The organism is Pseudomonas sp. Os17, from assembly GCF_001547895.1.
GTDB lineage: Bacteria > Pseudomonadota > Gammaproteobacteria > Pseudomonadales > Pseudomonadaceae > Aquipseudomonas.
Map to the genome: position 1 here is coordinate 6491516 of NZ_AP014627.1, position 16565 is coordinate 6508080.

General features: G+C 66.4%; 14 protein-coding genes. 4 read left to right on the top strand and 10 right to left on the bottom strand.

Features of this window, described 5'->3' with window-relative positions:
- The first annotated feature begins 25 nt into the window (after positions 1–25).
- The gene (locus POS17_RS28805; protein WP_060841572.1) at positions 26–1417 is read left to right on the top strand and encodes an L-cystine transporter; all 1392 of its coding nucleotides are present in this window, start codon (positions 26–28) and stop codon (positions 1415–1417) included.
- 85 nt (positions 1418–1502) lie between these two features.
- On the opposite strand, the gene POS17_RS28810 is transcribed toward POS17_RS28805, so the two are convergent.
- Positions 1503–2015 (bottom strand): dihydrofolate reductase, encoded by a 513-nt coding sequence (locus tag POS17_RS28810; protein ID WP_060841573.1) that lies wholly within the window; start codon positions 2013–2015, stop codon positions 1503–1505.
- 97 nt (positions 2016–2112) lie between these two features.
- On the opposite strand from POS17_RS28810, the gene POS17_RS28815 reads away from it, so the two are divergent.
- Together POS17_RS28815 and POS17_RS28820 are read left to right on the top strand one after the other, a co-directional pair.
- Positions 2113–3492 carry a DUF2868 domain-containing protein gene (locus POS17_RS28815; protein ID WP_060841574.1) on the top strand — a complete coding sequence of 460 codons (1380 nt, stop codon included), beginning with the start codon at positions 2113–2115 and terminating at the stop codon, positions 3490–3492.
- Positions 3485–4873: a GTPase/DUF3482 domain-containing protein gene (locus tag POS17_RS28820; RefSeq protein WP_060841575.1), complete on the top strand. Its 1389-nt coding sequence runs from the start codon at positions 3485–3487 to the stop codon at positions 4871–4873. The genes POS17_RS28815 and POS17_RS28820 overlap by 8 nt, the downstream gene beginning before the upstream one ends.
- Positions 4874–4990: 117 nt before the next feature.
- Here POS17_RS28820 and POS17_RS28825 read toward each other — a convergent pair whose 3' ends face one another.
- From POS17_RS28825 to POS17_RS28855, 7 genes are all read right to left on the bottom strand, one after another.
- Positions 4991–5542: a phosphonate degradation HD-domain oxygenase gene (locus POS17_RS28825; RefSeq protein ID WP_060841576.1), complete on the bottom strand. Its 552-nt coding sequence runs from the start codon at positions 5540–5542 to the stop codon at positions 4991–4993.
- Positions 5542–6675 (bottom strand): TIGR03364 family FAD-dependent oxidoreductase, encoded by a 1134-nt coding sequence (locus POS17_RS28830; protein ID WP_060841577.1) that lies wholly within the window; start codon positions 6673–6675, stop codon positions 5542–5544. Before POS17_RS28830 ends, POS17_RS28825 begins: the two co-directional genes overlap by 1 nt.
- Positions 6676–6819: 144 nt before the next feature.
- The gene (locus POS17_RS28835) at positions 6820–7845 is read right to left on the bottom strand and encodes a putative 2-aminoethylphosphonate ABC transporter substrate-binding protein (RefSeq protein ID WP_060841578.1); all 1026 of its coding nucleotides are present in this window, start codon (positions 7843–7845) and stop codon (positions 6820–6822) included.
- A gap of 48 nt (positions 7846–7893) precedes the next feature.
- The gene (locus POS17_RS28840) at positions 7894–9618 is read right to left on the bottom strand and encodes a putative 2-aminoethylphosphonate ABC transporter permease subunit (protein WP_060841579.1); all 1725 of its coding nucleotides are present in this window, start codon (positions 9616–9618) and stop codon (positions 7894–7896) included.
- Position 9619: 1 nt separating this feature from the next.
- Positions 9620–10696, bottom strand: a complete 1077-nt coding sequence (locus POS17_RS28845; RefSeq protein ID WP_060841580.1) for a putative 2-aminoethylphosphonate ABC transporter ATP-binding protein — start codon at positions 10694–10696, stop codon at positions 9620–9622.
- Between the two features lie 233 nt (positions 10697–10929).
- The gene (locus POS17_RS28850) at positions 10930–11793 is read right to left on the bottom strand and encodes a LysR family transcriptional regulator (protein ID WP_060842029.1); all 864 of its coding nucleotides are present in this window, start codon (positions 11791–11793) and stop codon (positions 10930–10932) included.
- Between the two features lie 143 nt (positions 11794–11936).
- On the bottom strand, positions 11937–14246 hold the full coding sequence (locus tag POS17_RS28855; protein WP_060841581.1) for a heavy metal translocating P-type ATPase: 2310 nt from the start codon (positions 14244–14246) through the stop codon (positions 11937–11939).
- A gap of 89 nt (positions 14247–14335) precedes the next feature.
- Here POS17_RS28855 and cadR point away from each other — a divergent pair, with 89 nt between their 5' ends.
- On the top strand, positions 14336–14785 hold the full coding sequence (gene cadR / locus POS17_RS28860; protein ID WP_060841582.1) for a Cd(II)/Pb(II)-responsive transcriptional regulator: 450 nt from the start codon (positions 14336–14338) through the stop codon (positions 14783–14785).
- 15 nt (positions 14786–14800) lie between these two features.
- Here cadR and POS17_RS28865 read toward each other — a convergent pair whose 3' ends face one another.
- Together POS17_RS28865 and POS17_RS28870 are read right to left on the bottom strand one after the other, a co-directional pair.
- Positions 14801–15388: an undecaprenyl-diphosphatase gene (locus POS17_RS28865; protein ID WP_060841583.1), complete on the bottom strand. Its 588-nt coding sequence runs from the start codon at positions 15386–15388 to the stop codon at positions 14801–14803.
- A gap of 190 nt (positions 15389–15578) precedes the next feature.
- Entirely contained in the window at positions 15579–16550 is a 972-nt protein-coding gene (locus POS17_RS28870; RefSeq protein WP_015637397.1) for a thymidylate synthase, read from the bottom strand.
- Positions 16551–16565 lie beyond the last annotated feature (15 nt).

A 16565-nucleotide genomic window follows, 5' to 3' on the forward strand; every position in this document is an offset into this window, starting at 1 on the left:
TGGCACACGTCTTATCGGAGTCCCAATGAATCTGCCGCTGATCCTCAACCTGCTGGTGTTCCTGGCCCTGCTGCTGGGCCTGGCACAAACCCGCCACACCACCTGGAGCCTGGCCAAGAAGGTCCTGCTGGCCCTGGTGCTGGGCGTGGTCTTCGGCATTGCCCTGCACAGCCTGTACGGTGCCGGCCACCCGGTGCTCAAGGCCTCCATCAGCTGGTTCGACCTGGTGGGCAATGGCTACGTGCAGTTGCTGCAGATGATCGTGATTCCCCTGGTATTCGCCTCGATCCTCAGCGCCGTGGCCCGCCTGCACAACGCCTCGTCCCTGGGCAAGATCAGCTTCCTGACCATCGGCACCCTGCTGTTCACCACCGCCATCGCCGCGCTGGTGGGCATCGGCCTGACCAACCTGTTCGGCCTGAGCGCCGAAGGGCTGGTGGCCGGCACCCAGGAAATGGCTCGCCTGCAAGTGATCCAGAGCGATTACGCGGGCAAGGTCGCCGACCTCAACGTGCCGCAGCTGCTGCTGTCGTTCATCCCGCAGAACCCTTTCGCCGACCTGGCCCGGGCCAAGCCGACCTCGATCATCAGCGTGGTGATCTTCGCCGCCTTCCTCGGTGTGGCCGCGCTGCAGCTGTTCAAGGATGACGCCGACAAAGGGCAGAAAGTGCTCAACGCCATCGACACCCTGCAAGCCTGGGTGATGCGCCTGGTGCGCCTGGTGATGAAGCTGACCCCGTATGGCGTGCTGGCGCTGATGACCAAGGTGGTGGCCGGCTCCAACCTGCAGGACATCATCAAGCTCGGCAGTTTCGTGGTGGTGTCCTACCTCGGCCTGGGCCTGATGTTCGTGGTCCACGGCCTGCTGGTGGCCCTGGCCGGGATCAACCCGCTGCGCTTCTTCCGCAAGGTCTGGCCGGTACTGACCTTCGCCTTCACCAGCCGCTCCAGCGCCGCCAGCATTCCCCTGAGCATCGAAGCCCAGACCCGGCGCCTGGGCATTCCCCAGTCCATCGCCAGCTTTGCCGCCTCGTTCGGCGCCACCATCGGCCAGAACGGCTGCGCCGGCCTGTACCCGGCCATGCTGGCGGTGATGGTTGCCCCGACCGTGGGCATCAACCCGCTGGACCCGCTGTGGATCGCCACCCTGGTGGCCATCGTGACCTTGAGTTCCGCCGGCGTGGCGGGCGTGGGCGGCGGCGCGACCTTCGCCGCGCTGATCGTGCTGCCGGCCATGGGCTTGCCGGTGTCACTGGTAGCGCTGCTGATTTCCGTGGAACCGCTGATCGACATGGGCCGCACGGCACTGAACGTCAGCGGCTCGATGACCGCCGGCGCCATCACCAGCCAAGTGATGCAGCAGACCGACAAGACGCTGCTGGACGCCGATGAGCATTCGGAGCTGCACCACGTGTAAAAGCAGCTGCAAGCTACAAGCTACAAGCCGCAAGAAAGAGCCAGTCGGCTTTTACTTGTAGCTTGTAGCTGGCGGCTTGAAGCTGTCACCTTCTCTCCCACACCTCGAAGCTGTACGCCGGCTTGTCCCCTTCCGGCGGATTCGGCACCTCTGACACCCGCTTCCACTGCTGCTCGTCGAATTCCGGAAACCAGGCGTCGCCTTCCGGGTTCAGGGCCACCCGCGTCAAATACAGGCGATCCGCCTGCTCCAGGCCCTGGCTGTAAAGCTGCGCGCCGCCGATCAGCATCAGCTCGCTGGCGCCCTGCTCCAGGGCCCATTCCTCGGCCCGTGCCACGGCGGCCTCCAAAGATGGGTAGACCTCGGCACCTTCGAGCACCAGGCCGGTCTGACGACTGACCACGATGTTCAAGCGCCCGGGCAAGGGCCGGCCGAGGGAATCCCAAGTCTTGCGCCCCATGATGATCGGCTTGCCCAGGGTGGTGGCCTTGAAGAATTTGAAATCCCCCGGCAAATGCCAGGGCATGCTGTTGTCGACGCCGATCACGCGGTTTTGTGCGAGGGCCGCGATCAGGCTGAGAGGGAGAGATTTTTTCATGCCGGCGAGGATACCAGAGGCCCCAAGCCTGGCAACTTCACCCGACCACCGCTGCAGCAGTTATGCTCAGCGCACTTTGTAAGCGATGGAATGACGCGTGACTGCACTGACTCCCCTGCAACGACTGTGGCTGACCGAAACCGTGCGCCTGCGCGAGGAACACGCCGGCCCGCTGGAGGATCAGGAAGCCAATCGCCTGGCCCGCAACCAGGGCGGCGACCTGGCCACCCGCATCCAGAACCGCGCCCTGTGGCTGGCCCAGCGCGACGGCCTGCACAGTGCCCTGCTGCACTGGCTGCAGGGCGCGCGCCTGGCGCTGCTGGCGCTCTCGGTCCTGGCGGTCATCAGCGGCGCCGGTCTGGCCTTCAGCGCCCTGGGCAGCACCCAGCAACCGGTCAATGTGTTCTGGGCCCTGGGCAGTCTGCTGGGCCTGAACCTGATCCTGCTGCTGAGCTGGCTGGCCGGCCTGCTGTTTGCCGGTGAACACGGGGCCGGCCTGGGCCGCCTGTGGCTGTGGCTCAGCGAAAAATTCTCCCGCGATGCCAAGGCCGCGCAGCTGCCGCCGGCACTGCTGCTGTTGCTGCAGCGGCGCAAGCTCAACCGCTGGGCCCTGGGCAGCCTGATCAACGGCCTGTGGTGCCTGGCCCTGTTCAGCGCCGTGGTCATGCTGCTGGTGCTGCTGACCACCCACCGCTACAGCTTCGTCTGGGAAAGCACCCTGCTGGGCAGCGATGCCTTCGTGGCCATTACCAACGCCCTCAGCGCCCTGCCCCGGGGCCTGGGCTTCGGCGCACCGAGCGTGGCGACCATCCAGGCCAGCACCCGGGACGTCTACAACACCGAGCTGATCCGCCAGTCCTGGGCCATCTGGCTGGTGGTGCTGGTGGTGATCTACGGCGTGCTGCCGCGCCTGCTGCTGATGCTGTTCTGCCGCTGGCGCTGGAAACACGGGCAGGCGCGCCTGCAACTGGACCTCAACCTGCCGGGCTACGCCTCACTGCGCGAACGCCTGATGCCCAGCAGCGAACGCCTGGGAGTCAATGACGCGGCCCCCGAGCAGTTGCACCGGGTCGAAGGCGGCGTCAGCGCCGAGGACAGCAGCGGCGCCTTGCTGGTGGCCATCGAGCTGGACGAGCAGCGCCCCTGGCCGCCGCAGCTGCCGGACAAGGTCAAGGACGCCGGCATCCTCGACAGCCGCGAGTCACGCAACCGCCTGCTGGAGCAGATGAGCCGCTTCCCCCCGGCGCGCCTGCTGATCGCCTGCGACCCGCGGCGCTCGCCGGACCGCGGCAGCCTCGGGCTGATCGCCGAACTGGCGCGCAACGCCAGCGCGACCCGGGTCTGGCTGCTGCAAGCCCCACCCGGCCAGGCCCTGGATGCCGACCGCCTGGGCGACTGGCACAGCGCCCTGCAACAGCTGGAGCTGCCCTGCGCCGATTGCGCGCCCCTCGACTGGCTGGAGAACGGTCATGACTGATGCTCGCCAAAAACCGCTGAAACTCGCGGTGGTCGGTCACACCAACGTCGGCAAGACCTCGCTGCTGCGCACCCTGACCCGGGACGTGGGTTTTGGCGAAGTCTCCCATCGCCCCAGCACCACCCGACACGTGGAAGGCGCCCGCCTCTCGGTGGATGGCCAGCCCCTGCTGGAGCTCTACGACACCCCCGGCCTGGAAGACGCCATCGCCCTGCTGGATTACCTGGAGCGCCTGGAGCGCCTGGAGCGCCCCGGCGAACGCCTGGACGGCCCGGCCCGACTGGCGCGCTTTCTCGAGGGCAGCGAGGCTCGGCAACGTTTCGAGCAGGAAGCCAAGGTCCTGCGCCAACTGCTGGCCTCGGACGCCGGCCTGTATGTGATCGACGCCCGGGAGCCGGTGCTGGCCAAGTACCGGGATGAACTGGAAGTCCTGGCCGGTTGCGGCAAGCCGCTGCTGCCAGTGCTGAATTTCGTCAGCAGCGCCGAGCAGCGCGAAGGCGACTGGCGCGAAGCCCTGGCCCGCCTCGGGCTGCACGCCCTGGTGCGCTTCGACAGCGTGGCGCCGCCGGAGGATGGTGAGCGGCGCCTGTATGAAAGCCTGGCCCTGCTGCTGGAACATGCCCGCCCGGCCCTGCAACGGCTGATCGACGACCAGGAGGCCCAGCGCCTGGCGCGCCAGCACAGCGCCGCGCGACTGATTGCCGAGTTGCTGGTGGACTGCGCCGCCTGCCGCCGCAGCGTGGCCAGCGATGCTGAGCTGGAGCAACAGGCCATCGGCGAACTGCGCCAGGCCATCCGCCAGCGCGAGCAGCGCTGTGTCGAAGCCCTGCTCAAGCTCTATGCCTTCCGCCCCGAGGACGCTGCCGCCAGCGACCTGCCGCTGCTGGATGGGCGCTGGGGCGACGACCTGTTCAACCCGGAAACCCTCAAGCAACTGGGGGTGCGCGTCGGCGGCGGCATTGCCGCGGGCGCGGCGGCCGGTGCCGGGGTCGACCTGCTGGTGGGCGGCCTGACCCTGGGCGCCGCGGCCCTGGCTGGGGCGATTGCCGGTGGCGCGCTGCAGACCGCCCGCAGTTATGGCAGCCGCTTGCTGGGCAAGCTCAAGGGCCAGCGCGAGCTGACCCTGGACGACAGCGTGCTGCGCCTGCTGGCCCTGCGCCAACGGCAGTTGGTGCAGGCGCTGAACCGGCGCGGGCATGCGGCGCTGGACAGCATCCGCCTGGCCACCCCGGAGGATAAGAGCTGGCGCGAGGGCAAGTTGCCGGAAGCCTTGAACAAGGCCCGGGCGCATCCGCAGTGGTCATCGCTCAACCCGCACAAACGCCTGAGCCAGGCCGAGCGCCAGGAGCAGATCGAGGCCCTGGCCCAACATATCCTGTAGCCGCTGCCGAGCCCGCGAGGCTGCGCCAAGGGCCGCAGGACCTTCAACACTCCCCAAAGCGGCGCCTCCTGCGGAGCCGTTCGCAGCCTGCGGCAGCGGCTACAAAAAGCACTCTGCTCAAAGCAGCGCCATGGCTTTGTCCTTGAGCACCTGCAGGTCCATCACCGGCACCCACAGCTCCTTGGCCTGCTCGTCCCAGTGGCGCAGGCGCAGACTCAACGCGTACAAGGGGTCGAGCTCGAAGGCCGCCGCTTCTGCCGCGCTCATCGCCCCGCCCTGGTATTCCAGGGTGCGGCGGCTGGCCTCGCTCAGCCGCTGGTCATACTCGGGTTCCTTGAAGGTCAGGTAGCGCTTGGCCTGGACGTGGTATTCCACCAGCCGCGCCAAACGCTCGCTGAAGCCCGCCCGGCGCAGGTAATCGGCCCCCAGGCGCTCATGGCTGACCACGCCGAAACCACCCATGTTCTCGGCATCCTGCTGGCAGATATGCCCGATATCGTGGAAGAACGCCGCCAGCACCACTTCGTCGTCATGCCCTTCGGCCAGGGCCAGTTGCGCGGCCTGGGACATGTGTTCGATCTGCGACACGGGCTCGCCAATGTAGTCGCAGTCGCCAAAGCGTTCGTACAGGCCGAAAACCTCGTCGATGATCCGTTGCTGTCGATTCATCACGCGTGCTCCAGCAGCCGGGCGATATTGCCCTCGGCCATGGCTGGACCGACGCTCATGCCCACGCCGGTGTGCATCAGCGCCACATGCACCCCGGGCGCGGCTTCCAGGAAGGAGAACGGCCCGGGTCCGCGAGCGCCGTACACGCCCTGCCAGCGCTCCACCACCTGGACCTTGCAGCCCAGGGTCTGCTCGGCCAGCTCGATCAGCCAGTTATCCACCTGTTCGGCGTTGAACGGCGATGGATCGCTGCCGTAGTCGTGGGAATCGCCGATGATCAACTCGCCGTAGGGGGTCGGGCTGATCAACAGGTGAATGCCGTGCTCATGCAGGTGTGGCGCCTCGCGCAGGATCTGCGCCTGCACCGCCGCCGCTTGCGGCAGATCGGCGAAGGCGCCGTAGTGCACACAGCTCAGCCCGGTGAGCAAAGCATGTTGCAGGTTGAGGTTGACCTGGGGCCGGGCGCGGAGCATCTGCAGGCGGCAGACCTGCGGCTGCAGGGTGGCGATCGGCTCGGCCAGCAGGGTCTGATAGTCGTGGCCCGAGCACAGCACGATCTGCGGCGCATGAAAGCTGCCGGCGGTGCTCTGCAGCCGGCCCGGCTGGATGTCCCGGACCAGGGTCGAGAAGTGGAACTGCACCCCCAGGTCGCGGCGCAGGTAGTCGATCAGCAGCGGCAGCGCCTCGCGGGAATACACTTGCTGGTCGTCCAGGCCGTGCAAGGCCGCCCGATGATGGCGGAACTGGCCGCCATACAGGTCATTCAGGGCCGCGCCCCGGAGCAGTTCGACGCGGTAGCCGTGCTCCCGCGCGCGCCCGGCGCAGAAGGCTTCCAGCAACTGCTCCTCGGCTTCGCTGCGGGCGAACAGGTAGGAACCGTTGCGCTTGAGTGACAGGCCCGCCAGCTGCTGCCAGTCGGCCCAGATTTCGCGGCTGGCTCGGGCCAGCTCCAGCATGATGCCCGGCGGCTGGCCGGTGACCAGGGCCTGGCCGAAGTTGCGCACCGAGGCGCCCAGGGGCGTGGCGCTGCGCTCGAATACCTGTACCCGCAAACCGCGCTTGGCGGCGGCGTAGGCGTGGGACAGGCCGAGGATGCCGGCGCCGACGATCAGCAGATCGCTGTGATGGGTCATGTTCATGTCTCGTTGTTTGTGGCGAGGGAGCTTGCTCCCGCGGGAGTGCGCAGCACTCCCAGGCAGATGCACCGCACGGTCGGGATTCAGGGCCGCTGCGCCGCCCAGCGGGAGCAAGCTCCCTCGCCACAGCAGCCCCTGACGTTACTGCTTGGCGACCTTTTCCGACTTGCCGTCATAGCGCTTGCGCCATTCGGCGAGGATCTGGTCGCGGTTCTTCGAGGCCCAGGCGAAGTCGTTCTTGATCAGGCGCTGCTCGTAGTCCGCCGGCAGTTCGGTCTGCGGCTTGGCGATGCCCGGCTGGGCCAGCACGGCGAAGTTTTCCTTGTACAGCTCCATGGCCGCGGGGCTGGCGGAGAAGTCGGCGAGCTTCTTCGCCGCCTCTTCATGAGGGGTGCCCTTGATCACCGCCGTGGCTTCGATTTCCCAGCCCAGGCCTTCCTTGGGCAGGACGATGTCCAGCGGCGCGCCCTGGCGCTTGAGCTGCACGGCCGGGTATTCGAAGGAGATGCCGATGGGGAATTCACCGGCAGCGGCCAGCTTGCACGGCTTGGAGCCGGAATGGACGTACTGGCCGATGTTCTGGTGCAGCTCATCCATGTACTGCCAGCCCTGTTTCTCGCCGAAGGTCTGCAACCAGGCGCTGACATCCAGGAAACCGGTGCCCGAGGACGCCGGGTTGGGCATGACGATCTTGCCCTTGTACTCGGGCTTGGTCAGGTCCTGCCAGCTCACCGGCTTGCTCAGGCCCTGCTTCTCGGCCTCCACGGTGTTGAAGCAAATGGTCGCGGCCCAGACGTCCATGCCGACCCAGGCCGGCGGGTTGGCGGCGTCGCGGTAGTTCGGGCCGATCTGGCCCAGGTCCTTGGGCGCATAGCTTTGCAGCATGCCCTGCTGGTCGAGGATCGCCAGGCTGGACGCCGCCAGGCCCCAGACCGCGTCCGCTTGCGGCCGGGCTTTTTCCGCCAGCAGCTTGGCGGTGATGATCCCGGTGGAATCACGCACCCATTTGATCTCCACCTCCGGGTTGGCCTTTTCGAAGGCCTGCTTGTAGGTCTTCAGTTGCTCGGCTTCAAGGGCGGTGTAGACCGTCAGCTCGGTTTTCCCGGCAAACGCATTCAGGCTGACAGCAGAGAGGACGGCAGCGGCAAGAGCCAGGGGCTTGAACATGGTGCGGTTCCTTGGTGAGTGCGGATCAGAGGGTGGGTGAACGAGGCATCATTGACCCGGCGCGGTCTGCCGCCAGGCCTGGGAGCGGCGCAGCAAGCCGCGCGAAGCCCAGGCCAAGAGCAGCGAGACGCCGGCCGAGGTGAACAGGATCAGGGTCGACATGGCCGCGGCGCCGCCGACGTTGCCAGCGTCGTCCATGTTCAGCACGGCCACGGCGGCGAGGATGGTGTCCGGGCTGTAGAGGAAGATCGCCGCCGACACCGTGGTCATCGCCGAGACGAACAGGTAGCGCACGATGTCCAGCAGCGCCGGCAGGCAGATCGGCACAGTGACCCGCAGGTAATGCCGGTACAGCGGCGCCTTGAGCGACAGCGCGGCGGCCTCGAACTCGGCATCCAGCTGGCGCAGGGCGGTGGTGGCGGTCATCTGCGCGGTGGTCAGGTAGTGGGCGATGGTGCACACCACCAGCAGGGTCAGGCTGCCGTAGAACACATGCAGCGGGTTGCCGTTGAGGTTGAAGAAAAACACGTAGCCCAGGCCCAGCACCAGGCCGGGCACCGCCATCGGCACGAAGCTGAGCAGACGCAGCGCCAGGTTCAGGCCGCGCTGGCCGCGGGTCTTTTCCATCAGGTAGGCACCGGTGAAGATCAGCACACTGCCGATCAGCGCCGTGCACAGGGCCATGCTCAAGCTGTTGCGGTAGGCCAGCCAACCACCGCCGGCGGTGTCGTCGAACTGGTAGTGGTTCAGCGACAGCGACAGGTTGTAGGGCCAGAACTTCACCAGGGACGAATACACCGCCATGCCGAACACCAGCAGCAGCGCGGCGCAGATCAGCAGCACGATGGCCAGGTAGCAGGCGTCCCGCAGCCGCGATGGCGCAGGCCGGAACACCTGGGCGCGACCGCTCATGGAATCGCCCTGGCGACGGCGCAGCCAGGCATCGACGCCGAAGCTCAACAGTGCCGGCAACAGCAGGACCATGCCGATCAAGGCGCCGCGACCGAACTGCTGCTGCCCCACCACCGCCTTGTAGGCTTCCAGGGCCAGCACCTGATAGTCGCCGCCCACCACCACCGGCACGCCGAAGTCGGTGATGGTCAGGGTGAACACCAGGCAGAAGGCGGCGAACACCGCCTGCCGGGTCGCCGGCCAGGTGATGCTGCGAAAGGCCCTGGCGGGACTGGCGCCCATGCTCGATGCGGCGTCGAACAGCCGCGCGTCCGCCAGGGACAGGGCCGAGAGCAGGATCATCAGGGCATGGGGAAAGGTGTAGATCACCTCACCGAGGACGATGCCCCAGAAGCCGTAGATGTTCTCGGCGAACAGGCCGCGGAGCAGGCCCTGGTTGCCGAACAGATAGACCAGGGCAATGCCCGGCAGCATCGACGGCGCCATCAGCGGCAACAGTGACAGGCCACGCCACAGGCCCTTGCCGGGAATCAGCGTGCGTTGCAGGGCGTAGGCGAACAGGTAGGCCAGGGGCACCACGATGGCGGCGACACTGAGGGAGACTTTCAGGCTGTTGCCCAGCAACCAGTGGAAGTTGGCGCTGCTCACCAGCTCGCGGGCCGCCAGCCAGCCACCGCCCTGCCCGGCCTCGGAGCTGAAGCCGCGCCAGAAGATCGCCAGCAGCGGCAACAGCACCGATACACCCAGCAGGACCAGGAGCAGAACCTTGCCGCCGACGACAAAGATACGGTCGCCGATCTGGGCACGAGAAGCCTGGCGCGCCCGCTTGGCAGGTAGCGGCAGGGACATGGGCAGGCTCATCTCAGGCAAACACCTGGAGGCTGCGCGGCGGCAAGGCGACCCAGATGTCCCGGGCGCCCAGGCGCGGCATGGCTTCCGGGGCCAGTTCCGCCAGCAGTGCATGCCCCGGCAGCTGATCGAGTTCAAAACTCATGCGGCAGCGGTTGCCGAGGAAGGTGATCTCGCGGACCTTGGCCGGGAACAGGTTTTCCTCATGCACTGGCGGGTTCACGCTGATCGCTTCCGGACGGCAGAACAGCCGGCCCGAAGCGGCCTTGGCCGAGTCGTCGGCCAAGCGCACATTCATTCCGCCGACCTGGGCATGGCTGTCGCTGTTGCGGCTGAAGGGCAGCCAGTTGCCCTGGCCAACGAACTCGGCGACGAAGGGCGTGGCCGGACGATCGTAGATTTCCTGGGGCGTGGCGTACTGCTCGACCCTGCCGTTGTTCATCACGGCAATGCGGTCGGCCATCAGCATGGCCTCGTCCTGATTGTGGGTGACCATCAGGGTGGTGATGCCCAGGCGCCGTTGCAGTTGGCGCAGCTCGGTGCACAGGTGCTCGCGGACCCGGGCGTCCAGGGCCGACATCGGTTCGTCGAGCAACAGCAACGACGGTGCCGGTGCCAGGGCGCGGGCCAGGGCCACGCGCTGCTGCTGGCCGCCGGACAGCTGGCCGGGGTACTTCTTCTCGCTGCCGCTCAGGCCCACCAGTTCCAGCATTTGCGCCACGCGCTTGCGCACTTCCTCACGGCCGCTACCGGCCAGGCCGTAGGCGATGTTGGCTTCTACCGTGAGATTGGGAAACAGCGCGTAGGACTGGAACAGGATGCCGTAGTCCCGGGCTTGCGGCGCCAGCAGCGAAACGTCCCGATCCCCCAGGTACAACTCGCCCTGGTCCTGGCGCTCCAGGCCGGCGATGCAACGCAGCAGCGTGGTCTTGCCACAGCCGGACGGGCCCAGCAGGCACACCAGCTCGCCGGCGGCGACGTCCAGGGACACGTTGTCCAATGCGGTGAAGGCGCCAAAGCGCTTCTGGACGCCGCGCACCTTCATCGGCGCGCCGGGGTTGCTCAGGGCAGTTGCAGTGGAGTGGTTCATGGATGGACCTCATCAAGCAGATGGGGCCAATCCTAGAGTTGTAATGCGTCGGTCATATGGCAGTAAGGCAAAAACGACCGATAGTGGTATTCGGGGATTTTGGTTCAACCTGCCAGTCATGTGCTGGCTGATCTGACGCCTTCGCGAGCAAGCGCGCTCCTACATTGAAATGCACTCTCCCCTGTAGGAGCGAGCTTGCTCGCGAAGCCATCGGCATGGCCGATGCAGATCCTTCAGGCGGGAGCCATCTCCTGCGCCAATCCGAGAAACGCCGCGGGCAGGCGCGCGTTCTTGCGCTCCTTGAGGCAGTACAGGTATTCGACGATCTGCGGCGCATGCTCGATGGTCAGCACCCGCAGCTGCGGGTCGTGGGGCACTTCCTGGCGGGCAATGATGCTGATGCCGATGTTGCGCAGCACCGCCTCGCGGATCGATTCGCGACTGCCGATTTCCAGCAGCGGGCCACCGCTGACATTGGCGTCCTTGAGCAGGGCTTCGGTAAGGCTGCGGGTGGTGGAACCCGGCTCGCGCATCAGCAGGGTATGCCCGGCCAGGGCATTGAGGGGCACGTGCTCCAGCGCCGCCAGGGGATGGTCGCGGTGCACCGCCAGCACCAGCGGGTCGCTGCCCAGCACCCGACGGATCAGGCGCGAATCCTCCAGCAACTGTGACGAGGCCGCCACGTCCACCCGGTAGTCCTCCAGGGCTTCGAGGACTTGCTGGGAATTGCCGATCTCCACCGACACGTCCACCTGGGGCAGGCGCTGGCGGAAGGTTTTCACCAGATCGAGGATGTAGTACGGCGCCGTGGCGGCAATCCGCAAGGTGCCCTGTACCTGGCCGCTGTTACGCAGGAAGAACTCGATGTCGGCTTCTTTCTGCAACAGCTCCTTGACCATCGGCAGCAGGCGCGCGCCCTCGTCGCTCAGGCTCAGGCGCCGACCGCCGCGGTAGAACAGCTCCACCGAGTACTGGCTTTCCAGGTTGCGGATCTGCGTGGTCACAGTCGGCTGACTGAGGCCAAGCTTCTTCGCCGCCAGGGTGATGCTGCCCAGGCGGGCGACCATGTAAAAGGCCTTCAGCTCCGCGCTCAGCATGGCGGCTTGTCGCAGCAGCACGCTTGCAGCGCCAAGCCACACGCTGGAGCGGGTGGGTATGGGTTCATCACTCTGCTTCTCACCTCAGTTGCTTGTTGCTTGCCGCTTGCCGCTTGTCGCTTGTCGCTTGTCGCTAAGGTGTCCTATTTGCGCAGCAGGCGCAGACCGTTGAACACCACCAGCAGGCTGACGCCCATGTCGGCAAACACCGCCATCCACATGGTGGCGAGCCCGGCAAAGGTTACCCCAAGAAAGATCGCCTTGATGACCAGGGCCAGGGCGATATTTTGCTTGAGCACCCGCGAGGTCTGGCGCGACAGGCGGATGAATGCCGGGATCTTACGCAGATCATCGTCCATCAGGGCGACATCCGCGGTTTCAATCGCGGTGTCGGTGCCGGCCGCGGCCATGGCGAAGCCGATCTCGGCCCGGGCCAGGGCCGGGGCGTCGTTGATGCCGTCGCCGACCATGCCGACCCGGTGGCCCTGGGCATACAGGTCTTCGATGGCTTGCAGCTTGTCGCTGGGCAGCAGGTCGCCCCGGGCCTGGTCGATTCCGACCTGGGCGGCGATGGCCTGGGCGGTGTGCGGGTTGTCGCCGGTGAGCATCAGGGTCTTGATCCCCAGCTCGTGCAACTGTCGGATGGCTTCGCGACTGGATTCCTTGACCGTGTCGGCCACCGCGAACAGCGCCAGCGGCCCGTTGCTGTCCAGCAACAGGACCACGGTCTTGCCCTGCTGCTCCAGGGCGAAGAGTTTTTCTTCCAGGGCCGGCGAGCACAGGCCCAGCTCTTCCACCAGGCGGTGGTTGCCCAGGTGATAGAGCTGGCCGTTGATTTCACCGCGGACTCCGCGCCCGGCCAGGGCTGCGAAGTTATCCACAGGGTGCATGGCCAGCTGTTTATCCACAGCCGCGCGAGCAATGGCCAGGGACACCGGGTGGTCGGAACGCCCCGCCAGGCTCGCGGCCAGGGCCGGAGCCGTGTCCTGGGCCAGTGGGTCCAGGGCCAGGAAATCGGTCTGCACCGGCTTGCCGTGGGTGATGGTGCCGGTCTTGTCCAGGGCCAGGTAGTCGAGCTTGTAGCCACCCTCCAGGTAGACCCCGCCCTTGACCAGGATGCCCTTGCGCGCCGCCGCCGCCAGGCCGCTGACGATGCTCACCGGAGTGGAGATCACCAGGGCACAGGGGCAGGCCACCACCAGCAGCACCAGGGCGCGGTAGATCCAGTCGAACCAGGCGCCGGCCATGAACAGCGGTGGAATCAGCGCCACGGCCAGGGCGAAGGCGAATACCGCCGGGGTGTAGACCTTCGAGAAGGTATCGACGAAGCGCTGGGTCGGGGCCCGCGCGCCCTGGGCCTGTTCCACGGCATGGATGATCCGCGCCAGGGTCGAGTTGTTGGCGGCGGCGCTCACCCGGTATTCCAGGGAGCCGGCCTGGTTGATGGTGCCGGCGAACACCTTGTCGCCCACGGTCTTTTCCACCGGCAGGCTTTCCCCGGTGATCGGCGCCTGATCGATGGTGGAACTGCCGGACACCACCTCGCCGTCCAGACCGACGCGCTCGCCGGGACGGACCCGTACCAATGCCCCCAGTTCGACGCTTTTCGCCTCCACTTCGCGCCAACTGCCGTCGGCCTGCTGCACCGTGACCTGTTCCGGGGTCATCTGCATCAGGCCGCTGATGGCGTTGCGCGCCCGATCCAGGGAGCGCGCCTCGATCAACTCGGCCACGGTGAACAGGAACATCACCATCGCCGCTTCCGGCCACTGGCCGATCAGCACCGCGCCGGTCACCGCGATGCTCATCAGCGCATTGATGTTGAGGTTGCGGTTCTTCAGGGCGATCCAGCCCTTCTTGTAGGTGCCCAGGCCGCCGCTGAGGATCGACACCAGGGCCACCAACGCCACCACCCAATCGGGGGCGGCCTGGGTGAAATGAATGACTTCGGCGGCCAGCGCACCGATCCCGGACAGCGCCAGCGGCCACCAGGCTTTCTTCACCGGCGCGGCGGCAGGCGCGGCTGCGGCGCCCTCCTGCTGCAGGGGCTCGGCGTGCATGCCCAGGGATTTGACCGCCTCGATGATCGGCGCGGTGCTCGGCAGGTCGTGGGTCACCCCCAGCACACGGTTCATCAGGTTGAATTCCAGGGCCTGGACCCCGGCCAGCTTGCCCAGCTTGTTCTGGATCAGGGTCTGCTCGGTGGGGCAGTCCATGGCTTCGATGCGAAAGCTGCTCAAGCGTGCGCCGGCGGTCGGGGTTTCGCTCAGGGTGACCCTGGACGGCGAAGGGACGGCGGCACCGCAGCAGGAAGCGCCATGGGCGGCGTGGTCGTGGGCCTTGACCGGCTGCAGCTTGCCCGTCGGGGCGTGGGCATGGCTGTGATCGTGATCGTGTTCAGCATGGGTGTGCTGGGCGTCGGGCTTGCGCGGGTTGTGAATGGAGTCGCTCATAAGGGGTCGCGTCCGAATAGAGGTGCTTGTTGCCAAGTGAACACCCTGTAGCCACTATAGGGTCAAGCACCCATTCGGAGACGACGGCAATGAAGATTGGCGAACTGGCGAAACTCACCGACTGTCAGGTCGAAACCATCCGTTACTACGAGCGCGAAGGACTGCTGCCGGAACCGGCCCGTAGCGAAGGCAACTACCGCCTCTACACCCAGGCCCACACCGAGCGCCTGACCTTTATCCGCAATTGCCGCAGCCTGGACATGACCCTCGAGGAAATCCGCAGCCTGCTCAACCTGCGCGACAGTCCCCAGGACCAGTGCGCCAGCGTCAACGCCCTGATCGACGAGCATATCCATCACGTCAAGGCGCGCATCGACGGTTTGCTGGCCCTGCAGGAACAACTGCTGGACCTGCGCCAGCGCTGCAGCGAAGGCCCGGACCTGGAGCACTGTGGCATCCTCCAGCGCCTGGAAGTCAGCGGCTCGGTGGCCCCCAAGGAAGCCGAACCCTCACATGTCGGCCGCAGCCACGGCCACTGAACCCCGGGCGCGACCTCAGGCGCCGCGCCACAGGCTGCCGATCAACCGCAGATAAACCCCTTCGAGCATCGTCAGCAGCCGCTGGTCAAGCTGCCGCCAGGCCAGGGCCTGGCGCACCAGCCAGGCGCTGAACAGCCCCACCAGGCACCCGCCGAGAATATCGAAGGGGAAATGCACCCCGAGGTAGACCCGGGCCCAGCCCACCAGCAGCGCCAGGCCCAGCATCACCAGCCCGGTCTTGCGCAGGGGCGCGAGGATCAGCGCGAACGCCATGGCGAACATGCCGCTGGCATGATCGCTGGGGAAGGACGCGCCGGGCGCGTGGGCAAGGAAGTTCTGCCCCAGGCCGATCATGAACGGCCGTGGATGGAACCACAGCTCACGGATCAGCACATTGCTGGCCAGGGCCAGCACGATGCCGAGGGTCGCAAGCAGCACGATCATGCGCTGGCGGCGCTCACCGAAAACCCAGAGCACCGCCAGCAGCAACGGCACGCTGAGCACCAGCCATTGCGCGAGGAAAACCGCCAGTGTACGCATCGGCATTGACGCCCCGGCACTGGCGTTGATGGCCAGGAACAGGCTTTGATTGAGTTCTTCCATTCGCGGCTCACGTTGAAGTTCACAAGGGCGACGCCCTGTGTCTGGCGGGGTCACTCTTCAGAGCGTAGCTGGCCGCCAGGCACAGTCAGGCCCGGAACGATTCCGGACACAGGTCGATAAAGACAACAGGTTCAATCGACAGGGGCCACGCGGTGTCAGCCGCGCGGCCCCTGGCACAGCAGACGGAGGCTTATACGGCCATCGGCGCGGTCATCGGCGCGTGGTGCTCGTAGCCTTCCAGGGAGAAGTCGCTCGGTTCGATCAGCTCCAGCCACTCCGGCTGGTAGACGCCGGTCTTGGCGAACTCCGGCACGCGCTCGGAAATCACCAGCTTGGGCATCGGGAACGGCTCGCGCTTGAGCTGTTCGTTGAGCATGTCCAGGTGGTTTTCGTAGACGTGGGCATCACCGATGAAATAGGTGAACCAGCGTGGCGTGTAGCCGGTCAGGCGGCCGATCAGGCTCAGCAGCGCCGCGCCCTCGGTGAGGTTGAACGGCGTCCCCAGCCCCAGGTCGTTGGAGCGGATGTAGAGGGTCAGGGAGATTTCCCGGGTCTCGACATTGGGGTGGAACTGATACAGCAGGTGGCACGGCGGCAGGGCCATTTCATCCAGCTGGGCGCAGTTCCAGCCGTGGAACAGGATCCGCCGGCTGCCCGGGTCATTGATGATGGTGTCGACGCACTGGCGCACCTGGTCGATGGCCTTGTACAGCACCACGTAGCCCTGGCCGTCTTCCTCGCCGGCGGCGATCTGCCGGTAGCCCTGGCTCAGCGCCAGGTCGATGGCCGCCTGGTTGCTGGTCTTGATCTGCTTGTAGGCCGGCCATTTGCGCCATTGCACGCCGTAGATCTCGCCCAGGTCGTCGTCACCCTGGCGAAACGGGTTGGCCAGCCACTGGGCATTTTCGTTGGCGTTCTGGTCCCAGACCTTGCAGCCCAGGGCGCGGAACTCGGCGGCGTTGTTCACCCCACGCAGGAAGCCGACCATTTCGCCGATTGCCGACTTGAAGGCCATCTTGCGGGTGGTGATGGCCGGGAAACCTTCCTTGAGGTCGTAGCGCAGCATCGCCCCGGGAAAGCTGATGGTGTTCACACCGGTGCGGTTGGCCTGCTTGGTGCCGTTGTTGATGACGTGGGCCACCAGATCAAGATATTGCTTCATGAATTACCTGCATCC

What these genes read in the sequence shown, in the direction of transcription:
- POS17_RS28825 (WP_060841576.1), bottom strand. Translation starts at nt 5,542, where the DNA reads ATGAATCGACAGCAACGGATCATCGACGAGGTTTTCGGCCTGTACGAA.
- POS17_RS28870 (WP_015637397.1), bottom strand. Translation starts at nt 16,550, where the DNA reads ATGAAGCAATATCTTGATCTGGTGGCCCACGTCATCAACAACGGCACC.
- POS17_RS28865 (WP_060841583.1), bottom strand. Translation starts at nt 15,388, where the DNA reads ATGGAAGAACTCAATCAAAGCCTGTTCCTGGCCATCAACGCCAGTGCC.
- POS17_RS28830 (WP_060841577.1), bottom strand. Translation starts at nt 6,675, where the DNA reads ATGACCCATCACAGCGATCTGCTGATCGTCGGCGCCGGCATCCTCGGC.
- POS17_RS28840 (WP_060841579.1), bottom strand. Translation starts at nt 9,618, where the DNA reads ATGAGCCTGCCCATGTCCCTGCCGCTACCTGCCAAGCGGGCGCGCCAG.
- cadR (WP_060841582.1), top strand. Translation starts at nt 14,336, where the DNA reads ATGAAGATTGGCGAACTGGCGAAACTCACCGACTGTCAGGTCGAAACC.
- POS17_RS28855 (WP_060841581.1), bottom strand. Translation starts at nt 14,246, where the DNA reads ATGAGCGACTCCATTCACAACCCGCGCAAGCCCGACGCCCAGCACACC.
- POS17_RS28820 (WP_060841575.1), top strand. Translation starts at nt 3,485, where the DNA reads ATGACTGATGCTCGCCAAAAACCGCTGAAACTCGCGGTGGTCGGTCAC.
- POS17_RS28850 (WP_060842029.1), bottom strand. Translation starts at nt 11,793, where the DNA reads ATGCTGAGCGCGGAGCTGAAGGCCTTTTACATGGTCGCCCGCCTGGGC.
- POS17_RS28845 (WP_060841580.1), bottom strand. Translation starts at nt 10,696, where the DNA reads ATGAACCACTCCACTGCAACTGCCCTGAGCAACCCCGGCGCGCCGATG.
- POS17_RS28805 (WP_060841572.1), top strand. Translation starts at nt 26, where the DNA reads ATGAATCTGCCGCTGATCCTCAACCTGCTGGTGTTCCTGGCCCTGCTG.
- POS17_RS28835 (WP_060841578.1), bottom strand. Translation starts at nt 7,845, where the DNA reads ATGTTCAAGCCCCTGGCTCTTGCCGCTGCCGTCCTCTCTGCTGTCAGC.
- POS17_RS28810 (WP_060841573.1), bottom strand. Translation starts at nt 2,015, where the DNA reads ATGAAAAAATCTCTCCCTCTCAGCCTGATCGCGGCCCTCGCACAAAAC.